The 17808-nt window shown below is 72.0% G+C and carries 13 protein-coding genes; 8 read left to right on the top strand and 5 right to left on the bottom strand.

Annotated features, from left to right (window positions below):
- Positions 1-13: 13 nt before the first annotated feature.
- Positions 14-1525 carry an arabinosylfuranosidase ArfA gene (gene arfA, locus FE633_RS09520; protein WP_138044665.1) on the bottom strand — a complete coding sequence of 504 codons (1512 nt, stop codon included), beginning with the start codon at positions 1523-1525 and terminating at the stop codon, positions 14-16.
- 254 nt (positions 1526-1779) lie between these two features.
- On the opposite strand from arfA, the gene FE633_RS09515 reads away from it, so the two are divergent.
- Positions 1780-3000: an MAB_1171c family putative transporter gene (locus FE633_RS09515; protein WP_138044664.1), complete on the top strand. Its 1221-nt coding sequence runs from the start codon at positions 1780-1782 to the stop codon at positions 2998-3000.
- Positions 2993-4405, top strand: a complete 1413-nt coding sequence (locus tag FE633_RS09510) for an NAD(P)/FAD-dependent oxidoreductase (RefSeq protein WP_171059874.1) — start codon at positions 2993-2995, stop codon at positions 4403-4405. The genes FE633_RS09515 and FE633_RS09510 overlap by 8 nt, the downstream gene beginning before the upstream one ends.
- 108 nt (positions 4406-4513) lie before the next feature.
- Here FE633_RS09510 and FE633_RS09505 read toward each other — a convergent pair whose 3' ends face one another.
- The 4 genes from FE633_RS09505 to FE633_RS47085 all read right to left on the bottom strand — a co-directional run bounded on the left by FE633_RS09505 (position 4514) and on the right by FE633_RS47085 (position 7735).
- On the bottom strand, positions 4514-5368 hold the full coding sequence (locus FE633_RS09505) for an SMP-30/gluconolactonase/LRE family protein (RefSeq protein WP_138044663.1): 855 nt from the start codon (positions 5366-5368) through the stop codon (positions 4514-4516).
- Positions 5365-6138, bottom strand: a complete 774-nt coding sequence (locus FE633_RS09500; RefSeq protein ID WP_138044662.1) for an IclR family transcriptional regulator — start codon at positions 6136-6138, stop codon at positions 5365-5367. The genes FE633_RS09505 and FE633_RS09500 overlap by 4 nt, the downstream gene beginning before the upstream one ends.
- A gap of 200 nt (positions 6139-6338) precedes the next feature.
- Entirely contained in the window at positions 6339-7580 is a 1242-nt protein-coding gene (locus FE633_RS09495) for a PucR-like N-terminal domain-containing protein (protein WP_138044661.1), read from the bottom strand.
- Positions 7581-7582: 2 nt separating this feature from the next.
- Positions 7583-7735, bottom strand: a complete 153-nt coding sequence (locus FE633_RS47085) for a hypothetical protein (RefSeq protein WP_171059873.1) — start codon at positions 7733-7735, stop codon at positions 7583-7585.
- A 258-nt stretch (positions 7736-7993) separates the two neighbouring features.
- Between FE633_RS47085 and pgfA the strand changes: the two genes are divergently transcribed.
- From pgfA to FE633_RS09465, 6 genes are all read left to right on the top strand, one after another.
- Positions 7994-8971, top strand: a complete 978-nt coding sequence (pgfA, locus tag FE633_RS09490) for a cell envelope lipid trafficking protein PgfA (protein ID WP_138044660.1) — start codon at positions 7994-7996, stop codon at positions 8969-8971.
- A 300-nt stretch (positions 8972-9271) separates the two neighbouring features.
- The gene (locus FE633_RS09485; RefSeq protein ID WP_138044659.1) at positions 9272-10426 is read left to right on the top strand and encodes a glycosyltransferase family 4 protein; all 1155 of its coding nucleotides are present in this window, start codon (positions 9272-9274) and stop codon (positions 10424-10426) included.
- The gene (locus tag FE633_RS09480) at positions 10423-11187 is read left to right on the top strand and encodes a class I SAM-dependent methyltransferase (protein WP_138044658.1); all 765 of its coding nucleotides are present in this window, start codon (positions 10423-10425) and stop codon (positions 11185-11187) included. Before FE633_RS09485 ends, FE633_RS09480 begins: the two co-directional genes overlap by 4 nt.
- The gene (locus FE633_RS09475) at positions 11184-15689 is read left to right on the top strand and encodes an alpha-(1->3)-arabinofuranosyltransferase (RefSeq protein ID WP_138044700.1); all 4506 of its coding nucleotides are present in this window, start codon (positions 11184-11186) and stop codon (positions 15687-15689) included. Before FE633_RS09480 ends, FE633_RS09475 begins: the two co-directional genes overlap by 4 nt.
- Positions 15686-17056 (top strand): condensation protein, encoded by a 1371-nt coding sequence (locus FE633_RS09470; RefSeq protein ID WP_138044657.1) that lies wholly within the window; start codon positions 15686-15688, stop codon positions 17054-17056. Before FE633_RS09475 ends, FE633_RS09470 begins: the two co-directional genes overlap by 4 nt.
- Positions 17053-17793 carry a class I SAM-dependent methyltransferase gene (locus FE633_RS09465; RefSeq protein WP_138044656.1) on the top strand — a complete coding sequence of 247 codons (741 nt, stop codon included), beginning with the start codon at positions 17053-17055 and terminating at the stop codon, positions 17791-17793. Before FE633_RS09470 ends, FE633_RS09465 begins: the two co-directional genes overlap by 4 nt.
- The last annotated feature ends 15 nt before the right edge of the window (positions 17794-17808 follow it).

Genomic DNA, 17808 nt, shown 5'->3' with positions numbered 1-17808 from the left:
CGTCCTGTGACCGTCACGCCAGGCGGATCACGTTCCAGGACAGCGGCTCCAGGACGGCGCTGAGCGTGCCGTTCCGGAGGGTGGTGTCCGTGACGGGGTGCGGGGTGACACGGTCCGGGGTGTCGAGGGTGTTGCGGGCCTCGGGGTCGGTGTCCGCCAGTGCGGAGTGCTCCACGACCGAGGTCAACTCCAGCCCGTTCAGAGCGACTTCGAGCGGAAGTCGCTCCGTCCGGCTGCGGTTGACCGCGAACACCGTCACCGAACCGTCCTCGGCGCGCACGGCCGTCGCGTGCAGCAGGTCCGCCTCGCCGTACTTCTTCGTCTCGTACGTCGGCGAGTCCACCCGTACGTCGAGGACCTGCCCGCGCCCGTACCGGGAGGCCTGCGCGAACGGGAAGAACGTCGTCTGCCGCCAGGCCGGGCCGCCCGGCTCCGTGAGGATCGGCGCGATGACGTTGACGAGTTGGGCGAGGCAGGCGACGGTCACCCGGTCCGCGTGCCGCAGCAGCGCGATGAGCAGGGAGCCGAAGACGACCGCGTCCATGACGCTGTAGTTGTTCTCCAGCAGACGGGGCGCCTCCGGCCAGTCCCGCGAGGACGAGTCCTCGATCGCGTGCCACTCCGACATGTACCAGACGTTCCACTCGTCGAAGGACAGGTTGATCTTCTTCTTGGACTTCAGCCTCGCGCCCACGTGGTCGCAGGTCGCGACGACGTTCTCGATGAAGGACTCCATGTCGACGGCGGAGGCGAGGAAGGAGTCGACGTCGCCGTCCTGGGGCTCGTAGTAGGCGTGCAGGGAGATGTGGTCGACGAGGTCGTACGTCTCCGCCAGGACGGTCGCCTCCCACGCGGCGAAGGTGGGCATGCCCTGGCTGGAGGACCCGCCGGCGACCAGTTCCACGGACGGGTCTATCTGCCGCATGGCCCGGGCGGTCTCGGCGGCGACGCGGCCGTATTCCTCGGCGGTCTTGTGCCCGGTCTGCCAGGGACCGTCCATCTCGTTGCCGAGGCACCACAGCCTGATCCCGAAGGGATCCTTGTCGCCATGGGCCGCGCGGAGGTCCGACAGGGCCGTCCCGGAGGGGTGGTTGGCGTACTCCTGCAGTTCCAGCGCCTCCGCGACCCCCCGGGTGCCCAGGTTGAGGGCCATCATCGGCTCGGCCTGCGGGCCGATCTTCTTCAGGAAGGCGATGTACTCGCTGAGCCCGAAGCGGTTGGTCTCCGTGGACCGCCAGGCGAGGTCGAGCCGGCGGGGCCGCTCGTCCGCGGGGCCCACCGAGTCCTCCCACTTGTAGCCGGAGACGAAGTTGCCTCCGGGGTAGCGGATGGTGGTGACGCCGAGCTCGCGGACGAGTTCGAGGACGTCGGTACGGAGGCCTCCGGCGTCGGCCGTGGGGTGGTCGGGTTCGTAGATGCCGGTGTAGACGCAGCGGCCGAGGTGCTCGACGAAGGAGCCGAAGAGACGTGGGTTGACCTCACCGATCGTGAAGGCGGGGTCGAGGGTGAAGCGGGCGGTGCGCATGTTTTCCTTCCAGGGTTCGCTTTACTGAACGACGGTTGGCCAACCGTCCTTTGACCAGTATCGAAGCGCTTGCGAGTCAATGGGGTCTACGGAACTTCAGCCGGGCCGGGATATGACGAGGTCTCACGAAACGCGTAATCTCGGCCCGCACGGCAACGACCCGAACACCTTGGACGACTTGGACGACTTGACCGGCCGACCCTCCGGGAGCACACGATGAGCGCGCCCTGTCGGGCAGAACGGCCCTCGCGACGATGAATCCTTCCGAATTCTTCGGCGAGCTGTACATCTCGTTCTGGATTCCGACCGCGGTCCTGGCAGCCGCACTGGTGATCAAGCTGCCCAGCATCATCAAGCTCTGGATGGACCCGCTGCTGCGAGCGGTCGGCGGTCTGCTGCTGCTTGCCTGCTGTGTGTTCGTCTTCGCGGCGCCGCCGGCCATCGCCTGGACCAACCGCGTCACCGGTGTGGCGAACATCGCGGCGCCCTGGGTGTACTCCCTCATCACCGCGTTCTGCGCGTCCTGCCTCCTGCTGATCATCGCCTGGCGGAACGGCCTGTCCGACCGTTCGGCGTCGACCCGCCGCGCCACGCGGTGGGTCGTCGCCGTCTACAGCGGCGTGATCATCGCCCTGTGGGTGCTCTTCGCCCTCGCGGACGTCCGCGTCGAGCGGGTGCGGGACCTGGACACGTACTACGCCACCACACCCTTCATGCGGGAAGAGATCGTGCTCTACCTGCTCGCGCACACCGTGGCCTGTCTGATCACATCCAGGCTGATCTGGAACTGGGTGCGCACCGGCGGGCTCGACGCCTGGCTGCGCGGCGGCCTGCAGTGCCTGGGCGCCGGCTATGTGATGAACCTGCTCTACGACGGCGCGAAGCTCACGGCCGTCCTCGCCCGCTGGACCGGACACGATCTGGACTGGCTGAGCACGGACGTGGCGCCGCCTGTCGCCTGCCTCTCCGCCATCCTGATCGCGGTCGGCTTCATCCTCCCCCACGCCGGCCAGTACCTGCACGGCCGCTGGCGCGTCCGGCTGGGCCACTGGAACCTCAGACCCCTGTACCTGCTGATGAGGACCGTCACCGGCACCGGCGTCCCCGTCACGCTGCGGGCCACCGCGGAGCTGCGCCTGACGCACCGCGAGACGTTCATCCGCGACGCGCTCCTCCAACTCGCCCCCCACATCGACGAAGACGTGCACCGACGGGCGTACGACGCGGCACTCGGCCTCGGATTCGAGCCGGGCCGGGCGAAGGCCCTCGCCTCGGCCGTGACGATCCAGGACGCCGTCCACGCCAAGGAGCGAGCGGGCGAGGACGAGCGCTCCGCCCCCGCCGGCAGCCCGAACACCATGGAACTGGTCCAGGACATCGAGGGCGTGTCCCGAGCCCTCGGCGACACCGACGACATCAAGGCGGTACGTACCCACGCGGCTGCCGAGGAAGAGAGCGTGCCGGCGCATGAGTGACCGTCCCGCCCCCGCCCGGCGGCCCGTCAGATCCGCGGTCGTTCTCGGCGGATCCCACGCGGGCATGCTCGCGGCCCGTGCCCTGGCCGAGTTCGCGGACGTCGTCACCGTCGTCGAGCGCGATGTCCTGCCCGCCGGGCCCGAACGCCGCAAGAACCTCCCGCAGGCACAGCACGTCCACACGCTGTGGTCCGGCGGCGCGCGAGCCGTCGAGGATCTGGTGCCGGGCACCACCGAGCTGCTCTTGGCGGCCGGAGCGCACCGGCTGGCGGTCACGACGGACATGGTCGCCCTGTCGCCGAAGGGCTGGTACCGACGCTGGCCCGAGTCGCACTACATGATCCTGTGCAGCCGTGACCTGCTCGACGCGACCGTCCGGGCTCAGGTCCTCGACGACGACCGGATCGAACTGATCGAGCGTACCGAGGCGCTGGGGCTCGACGGCACCAGCGCCGCCGTCACCGGAGTCCGATTACGCGGCCGCGACGGAGCGGAACACACACACGCCGCCGACCTGGTCGTCGACGCCACCGGCCGTGCTTCCCGCACACCCCACTGGCTCAGGGCCCTGGGGCTGCCCCCACCGGCGCGGCGGGAGGTCGACTCCGGCCTCGCGTACGCCAGCCGGATCTACCGCGCCCCGGAGCGGGCCCGGCAGGGCTACCCGGTCGTCAACGTGCAGGCCGACCCGCGTGCCGGGGTCCCCGGCCGGGCCGGAGTGCTGCTGCCCATCGAGGGCGGACGGTGGCTCGTCACACTGTCCGGGACGACCGGCGGCGAACCCTCCGCCGACAACGACGACTTCGTACGGTTCGCGCGGGAGGAGCTGCGTCACCCGATCCTCGGCGAGCTGCTCGCGCACGCCGAGCCGCTGACCGACGTGGTGTTCACCCGCACCACAGCCAACCGCCGCCACTCCTACGAGCGGCTGCCGGCCTGGCCCGAGAACTTCACCGTCCTCGGTGACGCGCTCGCCGCGTACAACCCGATCTACGGGCACGGCATGTCGGTCGCGGCCCAAAGTGCCGTGGCCCTGCGCGAGGTGATCCGCCGTCAGGGCTGGGGCAGCCCCGGGCTGGCGCGGCGTATCCAGAAGGCGGTGGCCGGCCCCGTCAACGCGGCCTGGGACCTGGCCACCGGCCAGGACGTCTTCTACCCGGGCGCGACGCGGACCGGTCCCACGCTCCGGGAGCGGATCGTCGCCGCGTACGTCGACCGCCTCGTGCACACCGCGATGGGCAACGGCCGTATCGCCCGCAGGCTGACCGACGTGACGTCACTCCAGCGGGGCGGGCACATACTCCTCGCCCCCAGCGTGCTCCTCGCGGCCGCGATCGGCCCGCTCAAACCTCCGCTCACGGGGCCGCCCCTCACGGCCGGGGAGCGCGGGGCCGCCGGCCGCTGAGGTTCGTGGGCGGCTGCGGGGTGGGTGGGGCGAGGTTTCCTTCCCCAGGCCCACCCCTTCCCGGAACTGGGGGCTGCGCCCCCGCGCCCCTGAAGGGGCGCCCCCCGCTCAGCCGGCGAACGCCGGCTGCGCCAGGCCCTTCCCCGCGCCCGGCAGCACCAGCACCGAGCCCGACATCGGGTGCGGTGCCTCCAGGCCCGTACGGGCCGTGGTGATGTACAGGTCGGTCAGGTCGGCGCCGCCGAAGGCGCAGGCCGTGGGGCGGCGGACGGGGAGCGGGACCACTCGGTCCAGGTCGCCGGAGGGCGTGTAGCGGCGGACGGCGCCGCCGTCCCAGAGGGCCACCCAGACACAGCCGTCGGCGTCGACGGTGAGCCCGTCGGGGAAGCCCGCGCCGTCCTCGACGGCCGCCAACTGCCGCCTGTTGACCGGCCGGTGGTTCGCCGCATCGACATCGAACACGTCGATGCGGCGCGTCGGCGAGTCGATGTAGTACATCAGGCGTCCGTCGGGGCTCCAGCCCGTGCCGTTGCTGACGGCCACGTCGTCGAGAACGACCTCCACCGTGCCGTCGGCGGTGATACGGGAGAGGGAGCCACCGCCCGGCGCCTCGTCGTAGCGCATGGTGCCCGCCCACAGGGCGCCGTCGGGGGCGACCGCCGCGTCGTTGGCCCGGCGCCCGGGCACGGGGTCCCGGTGCAGCCAGCGGAAGTCGTCGGCGCCGGGCCCGTAGAGCCCCACGCCGTCCCGGAGGTTGACCACCAGTCCGCCGCCCGCGCGCGGCTTCGCGGCGCCCACGTGCTGCTCGGTCGCCATGACCGTACGGCGGCCGGAGACGGGTTCGTACGTATGAACCCTGGAGCCGAGTATGTCGACCCAGACCAGCCGCCCGGCGGCCGGATCCCAGGTGGGCCCCTCGCCCAGCGCGGCCTGTTCGCGGACCGCGACCTCCACGTTGGTCATGCCGGGCTCCGATGTCCGAGCCGCTCGGACAGCTCGGCCGCGCCCTTCGCGGCGAGCTGCTCCAGCTCCGCGCGGCGCTCCTCGCTCCAGCGGATCATGGGTACCGAGATGGAGAGCGCGGCGACGACCTTCCCCGTGCGGTCGCGCACGGGCGCGGCCACACAGCTGACGTCGGGATTCGACTCGCGGCTCTCCACGGCGACGCCCCGGCCGCGGATCTCGGCGAGAGCCTCGCGCAGGACGGCCGGGTCGGTGATGCTGTTGGGCGTCATCCCGGTCAGCTCGGCGTCCTGGGGGATCCGCGAGGTCAGCTCGGACTCGGGGAGCGAGGCGAGCAGCATCTTGCCCACGGAGGTGCAGTGTGCGGGGAGCCGGCGGCCTGCGGCGGACACCATGCGCACGGCGTGCGTGGAGTCGACCTTGGCGATGTAGATGACGTCCGTGCCCTCCAGGATCGCCACGTGCACGGTCTCGTCGCAGGTCTCGGCGACGGACCGGGCGACCTGCTGCCCCTCGGCGGCGAGGTCCAGCTGCTCGGAGTACCGGCTGCCGAGCTGGTACGGGCGCACCCCGAGGCGGTAACGTCCGGGCTGACCCGGTACGGGCGCGATGTACGAGCGTGCGGCAAGCGTGGTCACCAGCTCGTGCACGGTGGTGCGCGGCAGCTGGAGCCGACGCACTATGTCGGGGGCGGAGAGTGTCCCGTCCCCGTCGAGAAAGAGCTCAAGAATGTCGAGAGCCCGGGTCACGGCTGGTACGAGGCGTCCCACGGCCGGCTCCCTCCCTATGTTCGATATTTCAACAGACGATCGGCATGACGAACACAGGCTACTCATGTGGGTATCCGCGGGCAATGGCCTGACCGTCACGGGTGGGCAGCAGGAGGAACGTGACAAACCAGAACACAGGGCATGGCTGGGCGGGAGAAGCGGGCGCGAGCGGCGGGGAAAGCTGCCGTCGGGCAGAGCCGTCAGCGCAGGGAGCGTGGGTCCCCGAGCCGGCCCCGAAGCCGCTGCGCCCGCAGGACTAACTCCAGCTCGAACCGCCGGTCGGGATCGTCGACCTCGTCGCCCCAGAGCTCACGGATCTGACGGAGGCGGTAGCGGACGGTCTGCGGGTGAACGCCCAGGCGGGCGGCGACCTCGGGAGCGCCACCCCTGGTTTCCAGCCATGCCAGCAGCGTCTCCGCCAGGCGCCGCCCGTGCGTGGGACCGCAGTGGGCGAGCGGCTCCAGGCACCGCAGCGCCAGGTCGTCGATCAGCTCCTCCGGCTGCAGCAGGACCAGCGCCTCCGTGTGCTCCGTGCAGTACAGCACCTCTCCCGAGGGCAGCAGAGCCCGCTCCATCAGACCTACCGCCGCTTCGGCCCAACGCAGCGACTTCGCGGCGTCGGCGAGCGGCACCGGCGGCCCGATCGCGCCCGCCCACCCGCTCATCGCGCGCCGGAGCAGCTCGGGCCGCCCCGCGGCGTCCGGGTCGGGCACGACCATCCGGGGCTGCTCGCACTCCATGTCCAGCAGCACGCCCTGGCTCACGGCGGGGGCGACGGCCTCCCGGGCGGGCCGCAGCAGCACGCCGACCGCGACCTTCTCGGGCAGCGGCCAGCCGATCCGCGCGGCCCGCTCGGCGAGGGCGTCGGCCGGGTCGCCCCGGTGATGCTCGGCGAGCAGCAGCTCCATGAGCCCGCGCTGGAGGCGGAGCCGCTCCCCCGCCTGCCGGGCCGCGGCCTCCGCGTAGCCGCGTACGGACTGGTCGACGAGCCCGTCCAGGTACTCGTAGCCGGCGTCGACCAGCTCGTACATCGCGGGCGGCGGGATCTCCACGCGCTGTCCGATCTCGGCGAAACGGCGCCAGGCGAGCCGTACCCCGAGACGGTAGATCGCCTGCAGCGAGTCGAGGCTGCGGCCGTGCAGTCCCTCGCCCCGGCCGAACTCCTGGAAGACCCCGGGAGGCACCCGCGGGCGGCCCTCTGCGGTCTCCAGATGCTGGACGAAGACCTCGATGGCCCGGCGGATGCCGATCAGCGCCATGGGCTCGCCGGAATCGTCGAGCACGACGGGCAGGTGGGGGTATTCACGGCGTATCTCGCCGAGGATCTCCTCGGCCAGCGCGGGTGCCTCGGCCATGGCGATCGCGGCGAACCGCCGCACCTGAAGACGGGGCACGTCGTGCCAGGCCGAGCGCACGGTGACGGTTCCCGGGCGGAGGGGCATGGTCAGCGCTCCCGGCCTGCCGTCTCGTAGGTGATGAGCGGGGTGTTCGGTTGTTCGGGAGTCGCGTCGAGCAGCGCGACGATGCCGAGGGCGGCGCCGACGGCGAGCGCGGCGGCGGCCGCGACGGTCAGCAGGGCGGCAAGCAGTCTGGGCATCGCAGGGTCAGCCTCTCTGTCGGAGGTCCCACCCCGATCACCCCGCACCGACGGCTCGTGCGGTCCCGACCGCAGCCGGTCCCGCCCGGTCCTGAACCAGTCCCACCCGGCCCCGTCCGGAAGAGCCCAGTCTCTGCAATGCATTGACACTCCGTCAAGAGTGCGCCTACGGTTCCCGGCCCATACCGCACGTGCACCCTCCCCCACCGTGCCGCCACATCACTGTGCCGCGTCACCACAAGCCCCTGGAGTGCCCGGATGCGCCGTACAGCCTCACCCTTGTCCCTGGTCCTGCTGGGTCTGGGCGTGTTCCTGCTCGTCCTGGCCCCGCTGCTCGCCTGGTACGTCGAGCCACGCGCGCAGCGCACCCCGATCGACATCGACTCGAAGACCGTGTTCACCGGCACGGGCAGCTACTTCGACACGGACGAGATCGAGACCGTCCACGACAAGAAGATCACCATCACCCGCCAGGTCAGGGGCGATGTCTCCGACAGCGAGAAGAGCGGCCGGGCGGTCTGGGACGTGTCCACCTCCGTCGACAACGACAAGTCGCTGCCCGCGGCGGACCCGCACGACGCGCTGCAGTGGACGACGGAGCGCTGGGTGACCGACCGGAAGACGAACACACCGGTGCACTGCTGCCAGGAGGAGCCGTACTTCGACGGCGAGGCGTATCTGAAGTTCCCCTTCGGCGTGCAGAAACGCTCGTACCGCTGGTGGGACAACACGCTCGGCTCGACGGTCACGCTGACGTACCGGGGCACGAAGAAGATCCAGGGGTACGAGGGCTACCGGTTCACCGGCACCGTGGCCGCCACGAAGACCGGCACCCGGCTGGTGCCGGGCAGCATCGTGGGGAAGCCCGAGCGCAGCCAGGTGCTGGCCGAGGAGTGGTACGCCAACCACGGCATCGAACTGGTCGCCGACCAGCGCACGGGCCGGATCATCTACGCGGCGATCGGGCCCCGCAAGACACTGCGGGCACCCGGATCCGACAAGGACGCTGCGGTCCTGCTGGACAGCGAGCGCATCGCCTTCACCAAGGAGACCCAGAAGGAGCAGGTGGAGCTCGCCGACGCGGACAGCGGTCAGCTGCGCATGGTGGGGCGGACGCTGCCTGTGGGGGCGGGTGCGCTGGGTCTGGTCCTCGCGCTGGCGGGAGTCGTTTTGGTGGTACGAGGGCGTCCGCATCCCGAAACGACCGAGACATCCCAGCAGCCGCTCACGATGTGATGAGACGTCAGCTGGAAAAGGCCCCGAATTTGTCACCTCGGTGAGTAGCCGCATCGAACCGCTGGGCGAAAACTATCCACCCCCACCCAAGCACAACCCGCCCACAGCACCGTCACGACCGGCGCCCACAACCCCCACAATCCGCACCGCCCGCACCGCGAAACTCCGCACCGCGAAACTCCGCACCGCGAAACACAGCCGAACCGCACCACGAGACCCCTGCCCGATCGCAAGATCCGCACCCGTGCCGTGCCATACCCCCCACGCTGGTTCCGCACCCTGAGACGAGTTGGAGCACCCATGCCCCAGCACGTGCCTTCGTCGTTGCGCGCCGCCTTCCCCCGCTCCGCGCAGCGTCACCCGGCGCTCCCCCCACAGCCGCGCCGTATCGTCTTCCTCGCCCGTCGTGACTTCGGCAACGCGGCCGCGGGCGGCTCCGAACTGCTCGTCGACCGGCTCGCCGAGGGCCTGACCCAGCTCGGCCACCAGGTCACCCTGCTGTGCGGCGGCCCCGCTGCGTACCGCGACTACCGCGTCGTGTCGGCCGGCGGCGATCTCGGCCACTATCTGCGCGTCCGCTCCACGTTCCAGCGTCAGGTCGGCGACTGCGATCTGCTGGTCGAGGTCTGCAACGGCATGCCGTATCTGGCGCCGCTGTGGCATCGCGGTCCGACGCTGTGCCTGGTCAACCACGTGCACACCGATCTGTGGCGGATGCGGTTCGGCGGACCGCTGGCGCCCGCCGCCCGGCTCGGCCGAAGACTCGAACACTGGGCGCTCGCGGGCACGCCGCAGCGCCGCAACCTGCTGGTCGCCGTCTCCCCGTCGACGGCACACGCGCTGCGCGCGATCGGGGTCGAGCGCGAGCGCATCCGGGTCGTTCACAACGGCGTAGAGGAGCCGGCCCCGCGCGCCGCGCGCTCGCCGGAGCCGCTGTTCGTGGCGATGGGACGGCTCGTCGAGTACAAGCGGATCGATCTGCTGCTGCGGCTGTGGGAGCGGGTCCGCCCGGTCACCGGCGGCCGACTGGTGATCATCGGCGACGGCCCCGAGCGGGAGCGCCTCGAACACCTCGCGGGCCCGGGCGTCGAGTTCACGGGCCATGTCTCCGAACCCGAGAAGCACCGCCTCCTCTGCGCCGCCTGGATGCTCCTGCATCCCTCGGCGGTCGAGGGCTGGGGCCTGGTGGTGACCGAGGCCGCGGCCCGCGAGACGCCCGCGATCGCCTTCGACGTACCGGGGCTGCGCGACTCGATCGTGGACGGCGAGACCGGGCTGCTGGCCCGGGGCGAGTCGTCCTTCGCGGCGGCCTGGTGCGCCCTCGCCCTGTCCGCCGAGCGCCGCACCCTGATGGGCAAGGCGGCCCGCGAGCGTGCCGCCCAGTTCCGCTGGCACCGCACGGTCCGGCAGTTCCGCGCGGTGGCGGCGGAGGCGGTGAGGAACTGGACGCCATGACCGCTCCCACCCGTACAGGCAGAGGTACGGGGACGGGTCTGAAGGACCCTTCCCTGCGCCGTTCCCTCGCCCTCTTCCGCGCCTTCCGCCATGAGCAGGACGACCCCGAGGGCTGCTACTCGCTGCTCGCACGGGACGCCGCCGACCAGGTGGAGGCGTACGACGGGCCGGTGAAGGGCCGCGTCGTCGTGGACATCGGCGGCGGGGGCGGCTATTTCACCGACGAGTTCCGGCGGCGCGGCGCGCACGGCTACCTCTTCGAACCGGACGTACGGGAACTCGGGGACAAGCCGCCCGGGAGCGCGGTCGTCGCGGACGGATATCTGCTGCCGCTGGCGGACGGGGTCGCGGATGTCTGCTTCTCCTCCAACGTCCTGGAGCACGTGACCGACCCGCAGACCTTCCTCAGCGAGATGGTGCGGGTCACCCGGCCCGGCGGCCTGATCTACGTGTCGTTCACCAACTGGCTGTCCCCGTGGGGCGGCCACGAATGGGCGCCCTGGCACTACTTCGGCGCCGAGCGGGCCCGCGCCCGCTACCGGCGTCGTACGGGCCGCCCGGCCAAGCACACCCTCGGCGAGAACCTCTTCGCCGTGCACATCGGACCCACTCTGCGGCAGGTGCGCGCCCGGGACGACGTCACGGTCGTCTCGGCGCGCTCCCGCTACTGGCCGTTCCTCGCGCAGGCCGTCGCGAAGGCGCCGGGGCTGCGCGAGTTCGCCACCTGGAATCTCCTCCTCATCCTCCGGCGGTGTCCATGACCAGCACGGTCCAGGCCCCTCCCCCGGCACCGACCCGTCCCCTCGCCCCCGTGCCCGACCCCGCTCAGGGGCCGCGGTCGCGGCGGTGGCTGCTGGGGTTCTGGGCCGTGGTGTTCGTGCTGTTCCTGGCTGTGGACCCGGGCCGCATGACCTTCGAGACGAAGCTCGGTGTCGCGCTCGACCCGTGGCAGTTCATGTCCGACCTCGGCCAGTTGTGGCACGACCGGGGCGGCTTCGGCGGCATCGCGGACCAGTACGTCGGCTACGCCTTCCCGATGCTGCCGTTCTACGGCCTGTGCGATCTGCTGGGCATCCCGGTCTGGCTGGCCGAGCGGCTGTGGCTGTCCCTCGTCGTGACGACCGCCTTCTGGGGCGCGCTGCGGCTGGCGGAGCGCCTCGGCATCGGCAGCAACGCCTCGCGACTGCTCGGCGCGGTGACGTACGCGCTGTGGCCGGTGTTCACGATCGTCGTCGGCTCGACCTCGGCGGCGGCGCTGCCCGGCGCGCTCCTGCCGTGGGTGCTGCTGCCGCTGATGAACGAGCGCCACAGCGCCCGGGTGGCCGCCCTGCGCTCGGCGCTGCTCATCCCCTTCATGGGCGGGGTGAACGCCGCCGCGACGCTCGCTTCTCTGCTGCCCGTAGGCCTCTATCTCCTCTCCCGGCCCCGCGGCCCCCGGCAGCGCAAGCTGATCACCTGGTGGGTGCCGGGCGTGATCCTGGCGACGGCCTGGTGGGTGGTCCCGCTGCTGCTGCTCGGGATCTACGGTGAGAACTTCCTTCCGTACGTGGAGAGTTCGCAGACCACGACGGGCACCATGTCGGCGACGGAGACCCTGCGCGGCGCCGGCAACTGGGTGGCGTATCTGCACTTCGGCGAGTCCTGGCTGCCCGCGGGCTGGACCGTCGCGACGTCGGTGCTCGTGATCGTCTGCTCGGCCCTCGCGGCGGGCCTGGGGCTCGCCGGGCTCGCCCGCCGGGACCTGCCCGAGCGGCGCTGGCTGGTGCTGACCGTGCTGTCGGTCGCGCTCATCACCCTGGCCGGGTACGGCGGTTCGTTCGGCGCGCCCTTCCACGGGATCGTCCAGGACTGGCTGGACGGCGCCATCGTCCCCTTCCGCAACATCTACAAGTTCCAGACGGGTATGGCCCTCGCGCTCGTCTTCGGGCTGATGCATCTGGTCGGTGTCGCCTCCGAGACGCGGGGCGCCCGTCCCGTGCGCGGGCGCCGCCTGGCCCCGCTGATCGCGGCGGTCCTCGTGCTCCCGGGCCTCGCCCTGCCCTACCTCAACGGGTCGATTCTGCAGCCGGGTTCGTTCCAGGAGCTCCCCAAGTACTGGAAGACCACGGCGAACTGGCTCCAGGAGCGCTCCCCCGACTCCCGCGCGCTGGTCGTGCCCGCCACCGCGCACGGCATCTACACGTGGGGCTCCCCCATCGACCAGCCCCTCGATGTCCTCGCCGAGTCCCGCTGGGCCCAGCGGGACTACGTGCCGTTCGGCACGGCGGGCAACCGGCGCGCCATGGACGCGGTCGAGCAGGCGCTGATGACGGGCGGCGAAGTCCCGGGCCTGGCCGACTACTTGAGCCGGGCCGGGCTCTACTACGTCGTCGTACGCAACGATCTCGATCCCGACCAGATGGGCTACGTACCGACCACGACCGTGAAGCGCACCCTGGAGGAGTCGGGCTACCGGCGGGTGACCGGGTTCGGGCCGGAGATGACCGGCGGGCGGATCCCGGACGACACCCCGCTGCAGATCGAGGGGCTGTATCCGCGGCAGCGCGCCGTCGAGATCTACGAGCCGGCGAGCGGCGAGGTGCCGCGGCCCGGGCAGGCCAGGCTGAAGCAGGTCGCCGACACTGCCGTCGTCTCCGGCGGTCCCGAGGCGCTGCTGCCGCTGTCCGCCGATCCGGCGATGCGGGACCGGGCCGCCGTGCTGACCGGAGACAACCATCCCGGGCTCGGCTCCCCCGCACTGCAGGTGGTGGGCGACGGACTGCGGCGCGCCGACACGCGGTTCGGGCTGGTCAACTCCAACACCTCGTACCCGTACACCCGTGACGAGCGCAATCACTCCGACAGCTACCAGGACGCCGGCGAGAAGCCGCACCAGATCCTGCCGACGAAGGGCATCGGGCACCAGACGGTGGCCGAGCTGCGTGGTGCCCGCTCGGTGACGGCGTCGTCGAGCGGCAACTGGCTGTTCTATCTGCCGCAGTACGACCCCGTGAACGCCTTCGACGGCAATCCCGACACCGCGTGGGCCGAGGGCGCGGCGGGCTCGGCGGACGGGCAGTGGCTGCGCATCGGCTTCACGGACGAGACGGAGATCCCGTCGTCGATCCGGGTCACGCCGCTGCCTCAGGACAGTGTGCGGTCGGCGCCGACGCGGGTGCGCGTGGAGACCGAACGCGGCTCCGCGACGAGCTATCTCCGGTCGAACGGCATGCGGCAGCGGATCAAGGCTCCGACCGGGGGGACGAACTGGCTGCGGATCACGATCCTGGACTCGGTGGCCCGTCACTCCGGTCTGTCCGGCGCGGGCTTCTCCGAGATCACCATCCCGGACGTGCAGGTGACCCGTATGCTGCGGCTCCCGACGGACGCCGAGCGCACGGACGCCGCCGCCGAGGTCGTGTCGCTGCACCGGACGTCCGACCCGGGCGGGCTCTCCCCGACGGGCACCGAGGCGGGCCTGCACCGCCGCTGGACCTCCGACGCGGCGGGCACGTACGAGGTGAAGGCGAGCGCGGTCCCGATCCCTGGCGACGAACTCGACGAGTTGCTGTACAAAGTCGCGCCCGACCAGCGCAGCCGCATCACCGCGACCGCCGACTCGACCGCCCGCCTCGGCACGGGCCTGTCGCCGCGCAACCTCACCGACGGTGATCTGACCACCGCCTGGATCGCCGGGGACAATCCCACGATCCATCTGCGCTGGCCGGGCGAACAGTCCGTCGGCGAGGTCGTCCTCGCGCCCGCGGGTGGTCTGTCCACCCGGCCCACCAAGGTGAACATCAGCTCGCCGGACGGCGCGGCGATCGCCGGCGTCGACGAGAACGGCGTCGTCCGCTTCCCCCCGATCACCACGGACCGCCTCGACATCACGGTCACCGAGACCGCGCCGATGACCGTCTACAACCCGGTCGTCGACGACGAACTGCAACTGCCGGTCGGCCTGACCGAGGCATACGTCCCGGCGCTCGACCAGTACCGCACCCCGCAGCCCCGGGCCAATCGGCCCTTCGACCTGCCGTGCGGGCAGGGGCCGAACCTCGCGATCGACGGCGAGCTGTACCGGACGAGCGCGAAGGGAACCGTAGGGGATCTCGTGGAGCGGCGGCCCGTCGAGCTGACGCTCTGCCAGGAAGGGCGCGCGGACGCCTCGTTGTCCCTCGGCTCGGGCCAGCACCGGGTGGAGGCGGGCGACGCCGGACCCCTGACGGTCACGGATGTGACGCTGACCCGCGGCACGGTAGCGGCCCCCGCCACCGCCCAGCGTGACCTGCGGATACGCGACTGGCTCGGCGACCGCCGCGAGGTGACCGTCGGCTCGGGCGCCGCCTCCTATCTCACGACGTACGAGAACTTCAACGACGGCTGGAAGGCCACGCTGAACGGCAAGGAGCTGAACCCCGTACGGCTCGACGGCTGGCAGCAGGGCTGGCGGATCCCCAAAGGCGCGGGCGGCGCGGTGAAGCTCTCGTACGAGCCGTCCGTGGTGTACGAGGCCGGGCTGATCGCGGGCGGGGTCGGGGTGCTCGCGCTCGCGGGCCTCGTCCTGTACCGGCGCCGCTCACCCAACCCCGACGAGCCCTCGCCGGTGCCGCCCGCTCCGGGCCCGGTGCTGGGCGTGGTGGCGCTCACGCTGGTGGGCGTGGTGATCGCCGGGTTCTTCGCGCTGCTGGTGCCGTTGCTGGCGCTCCTCGCGGGGAGGCGCCACGCGCTCCTGGTGCCGATCGCGTTCCTCGCCCTCGCGGGCGCCGGGATCGCCGCCGCCACGGGGGCGGGGACACCGGTCGCACAGGACGCGGGGGCGTTCGGGCCCACCGCCCAACTGCTGGCGCTGATCGGGCTGTTCGCGGCGCTGGTGTCCGTACGGGAGGCGGCGACCGAGCCTCGTGGGGCGGCGCCTCAGGGGTCTCCCGGGCCGCCGCCCAGGCCGCTCGGCGGTGTGCCGCCCGTACCGCCACCGGTGCCGCAGCCCTCCGGTTCCCAGGCTCCCACGGAGCCGCTGCCGCAGCGGGTGCGCGGGGAGAGCTACGGGCCGCCGACGCCCGGAGTGCACGAGTCCGGGCCCACCGTCTCCGCACGGGGCCCCGCGTCCGCCCAGCGCGAGCCTGATCCGCCCACGGTCCGGTTCCCCGTCCGGAAACCGAAGTTCAAGGCGACTCGGCCCGAAGAGCCGGAAGCGAAGCAAGAGAAGGAAGAGAAGGACGCGAAGGACGCGAAGGAAGAGCCGCAAGACCGGAAAGAGACGGGGGAAGGCGGACCCACATGACCACCCTGGACCACCCGGCACGCGACGGCACGGACGGCCCCGTGCGCCCGCCGGACCGGATCCCGTTCCCCGTCGTGGACGAGGTCGCCCGGCACTGCCTCCAGGAGGAGGAGCCGGAGACCGTCCACATCGAGGTCCACCTGCCGGGCCACCTCGACCCGGCCCGTCTGAGGACGGCCTTCACCGAGGCCCTGCATCGCCATCCCCGCATCCTGATGCGCGAGGCCGCGGGCCCCTGGTACCGGCGCCGCTACGAATGGGAGCTCACGCCCGACCCCGACGTGGAGGTGATCGCGTTCCCGCCCCCGGACCGGGACGCGCTCAAGCACGCCCGCGACCGGGCCCTGTCCGACGCCCCGCCGCTGTCGGCCTCGCCTCCGATCCGCCTGGAGGTCGTACGCGATCCGGAGGACGACGGCAGCGTTCTCTTCCTCACCATCAACCACACCGCCCTGGACGGCCCCGCCTGCCTGAGGGTGCTCGCCACGGCGGCCGAACTGTACGGCGGCGAGGACAACGCCCCGGCCGCACCCCCGACCCGTGCGACCGGCGCCGCGCCCGAGCAGACCGAGACTCCCTCCACCCTGGCCCCACCCGCCCGAGTCGCCCACGGCACCCCCGAGCCCTCCCCCGGAAACGGCATGCTCGTGGCCGAGCTGAGCGTCCCGCACCGGCCCAAGGGGGCGCCGTACACGGTGAACGACCAGCTCATGGCGGCCACGGCGCTGATGATCGCCCACTGGAACCGGGAACACGGCGCCCGCCCCCGCCCGCTGCGCATCACCATGCCGGTGGACGACCGGCCGCGCGGCACGGACATGCCCATCGGCAACGGCACCCGACTCGTCGAAGTCCCCTTCGCCCCCGAGGAGCTGGACGCCTCCGACCTGGCCGGCCTGCTGCGCCGCACTGCCGACCGCACCCGCGCGCTCAAAGCCCTGCCCAGGCCCCAACTCGGCCACGGCGCCGCCCTGTTGACCGCCCCGGTGGTTCCCGTGTCCTGGCGGGCCGCCCTCACCAGAGGCCTGCGCAGGGCGGCCGCGCCCTGGACGTCGACCACCCTGCTGAGCAACATCGGCCGCATCCCGTACCCCCTCGACTTCGGCGAGGGGGCGGGCCGCGCGCACGCGGTGTGGTTCTCGGCGCCCGCCCGTATGCCCCGCGGTCTGACGGTCACGACGGCCTCCACCGCCGGCCGCCTGCACGTGGCGCTCCGCTGGTCCCGCACACTCCTCAGCCACGGTGACGGCTCCCATCTCCGCGACCTGTTCGAGCACTACCTGCACGAGACGGAACACGCGACGGAACAGGCGGAGGAGAACGCCACGGAGAACGCGGGGGAAAACGCGAAGGGGAGCACCCCATGACCACGGCTCCGCCCCGCCGGCGCCCGCACGGACTGCGGGAGTTCTACGAGGACCCGGACGTCACCGTCGCCTCGGGCACTCCCCGCAGCCTCCGCCAGGCCCGGATGCTCGCCGCCGCCCTCGGGCCGGCCGGCAAGGAGACACAGACGGTCATCGACATCGGCTGCGGCGACGGCAGCGCGGCCGCGACCGCCGCCCCGCTCCTCGCAGGCCACCGCATCGTCGGCGTCGACTGGTCCCAGGACGCCCTCCGGCGCGCGCACGCCCACCTGCCGTACGCGGTGCGGGGCGAACTCACCGACGGCGGGCTGCCGTTCCGGTCCGGCTCCGCGGACGCCGTCCTGTTCAGCGAGGTCGTCGAGCACCTCGTGGACCCCGACGCGGCCCTCGACGAGATCCACCGGATCCTGCGCCCCGGAGGCCATCTCATGCTCTCCACACCGAACCTGGCCGCCTGGTACAACCGGGCGCTGCTCCTCGCGGGCGTCCAGCCCGTCTTCTCCGAGGTGAGCCTCCGCGCGATCCACGGCCGTCCGGGCCGGGAGGTCGTGGGCCATCTGCGGCTCTACACGGCCCGCGCGCTACGGGAGTTCGTGACCGCGTCGGGCTTCGAGGTCGTACGGCTGCGGGGCGCGCCCTTCCACGGCGTACCGCGCCCGCTGCGCCCGCTGGACCGGCTGGCCTGCCGCATCCCTTCCATGGCCTCGATCCTGCTCCTGCACGCGCGGAGGACGTAGACCATGTGGTGGGGA

It is taken from the genome of Streptomyces montanus, from assembly GCF_005786655.1.
In the GTDB taxonomy this organism is placed as follows: domain Bacteria; phylum Actinomycetota; class Actinomycetes; order Streptomycetales; family Streptomycetaceae; genus Streptomyces; species Streptomyces sporangiiformans.
The sequence above is the reverse complement of the archived record's forward strand: the minus strand, read 5'-3'. Positions and strand labels throughout refer to the sequence as shown.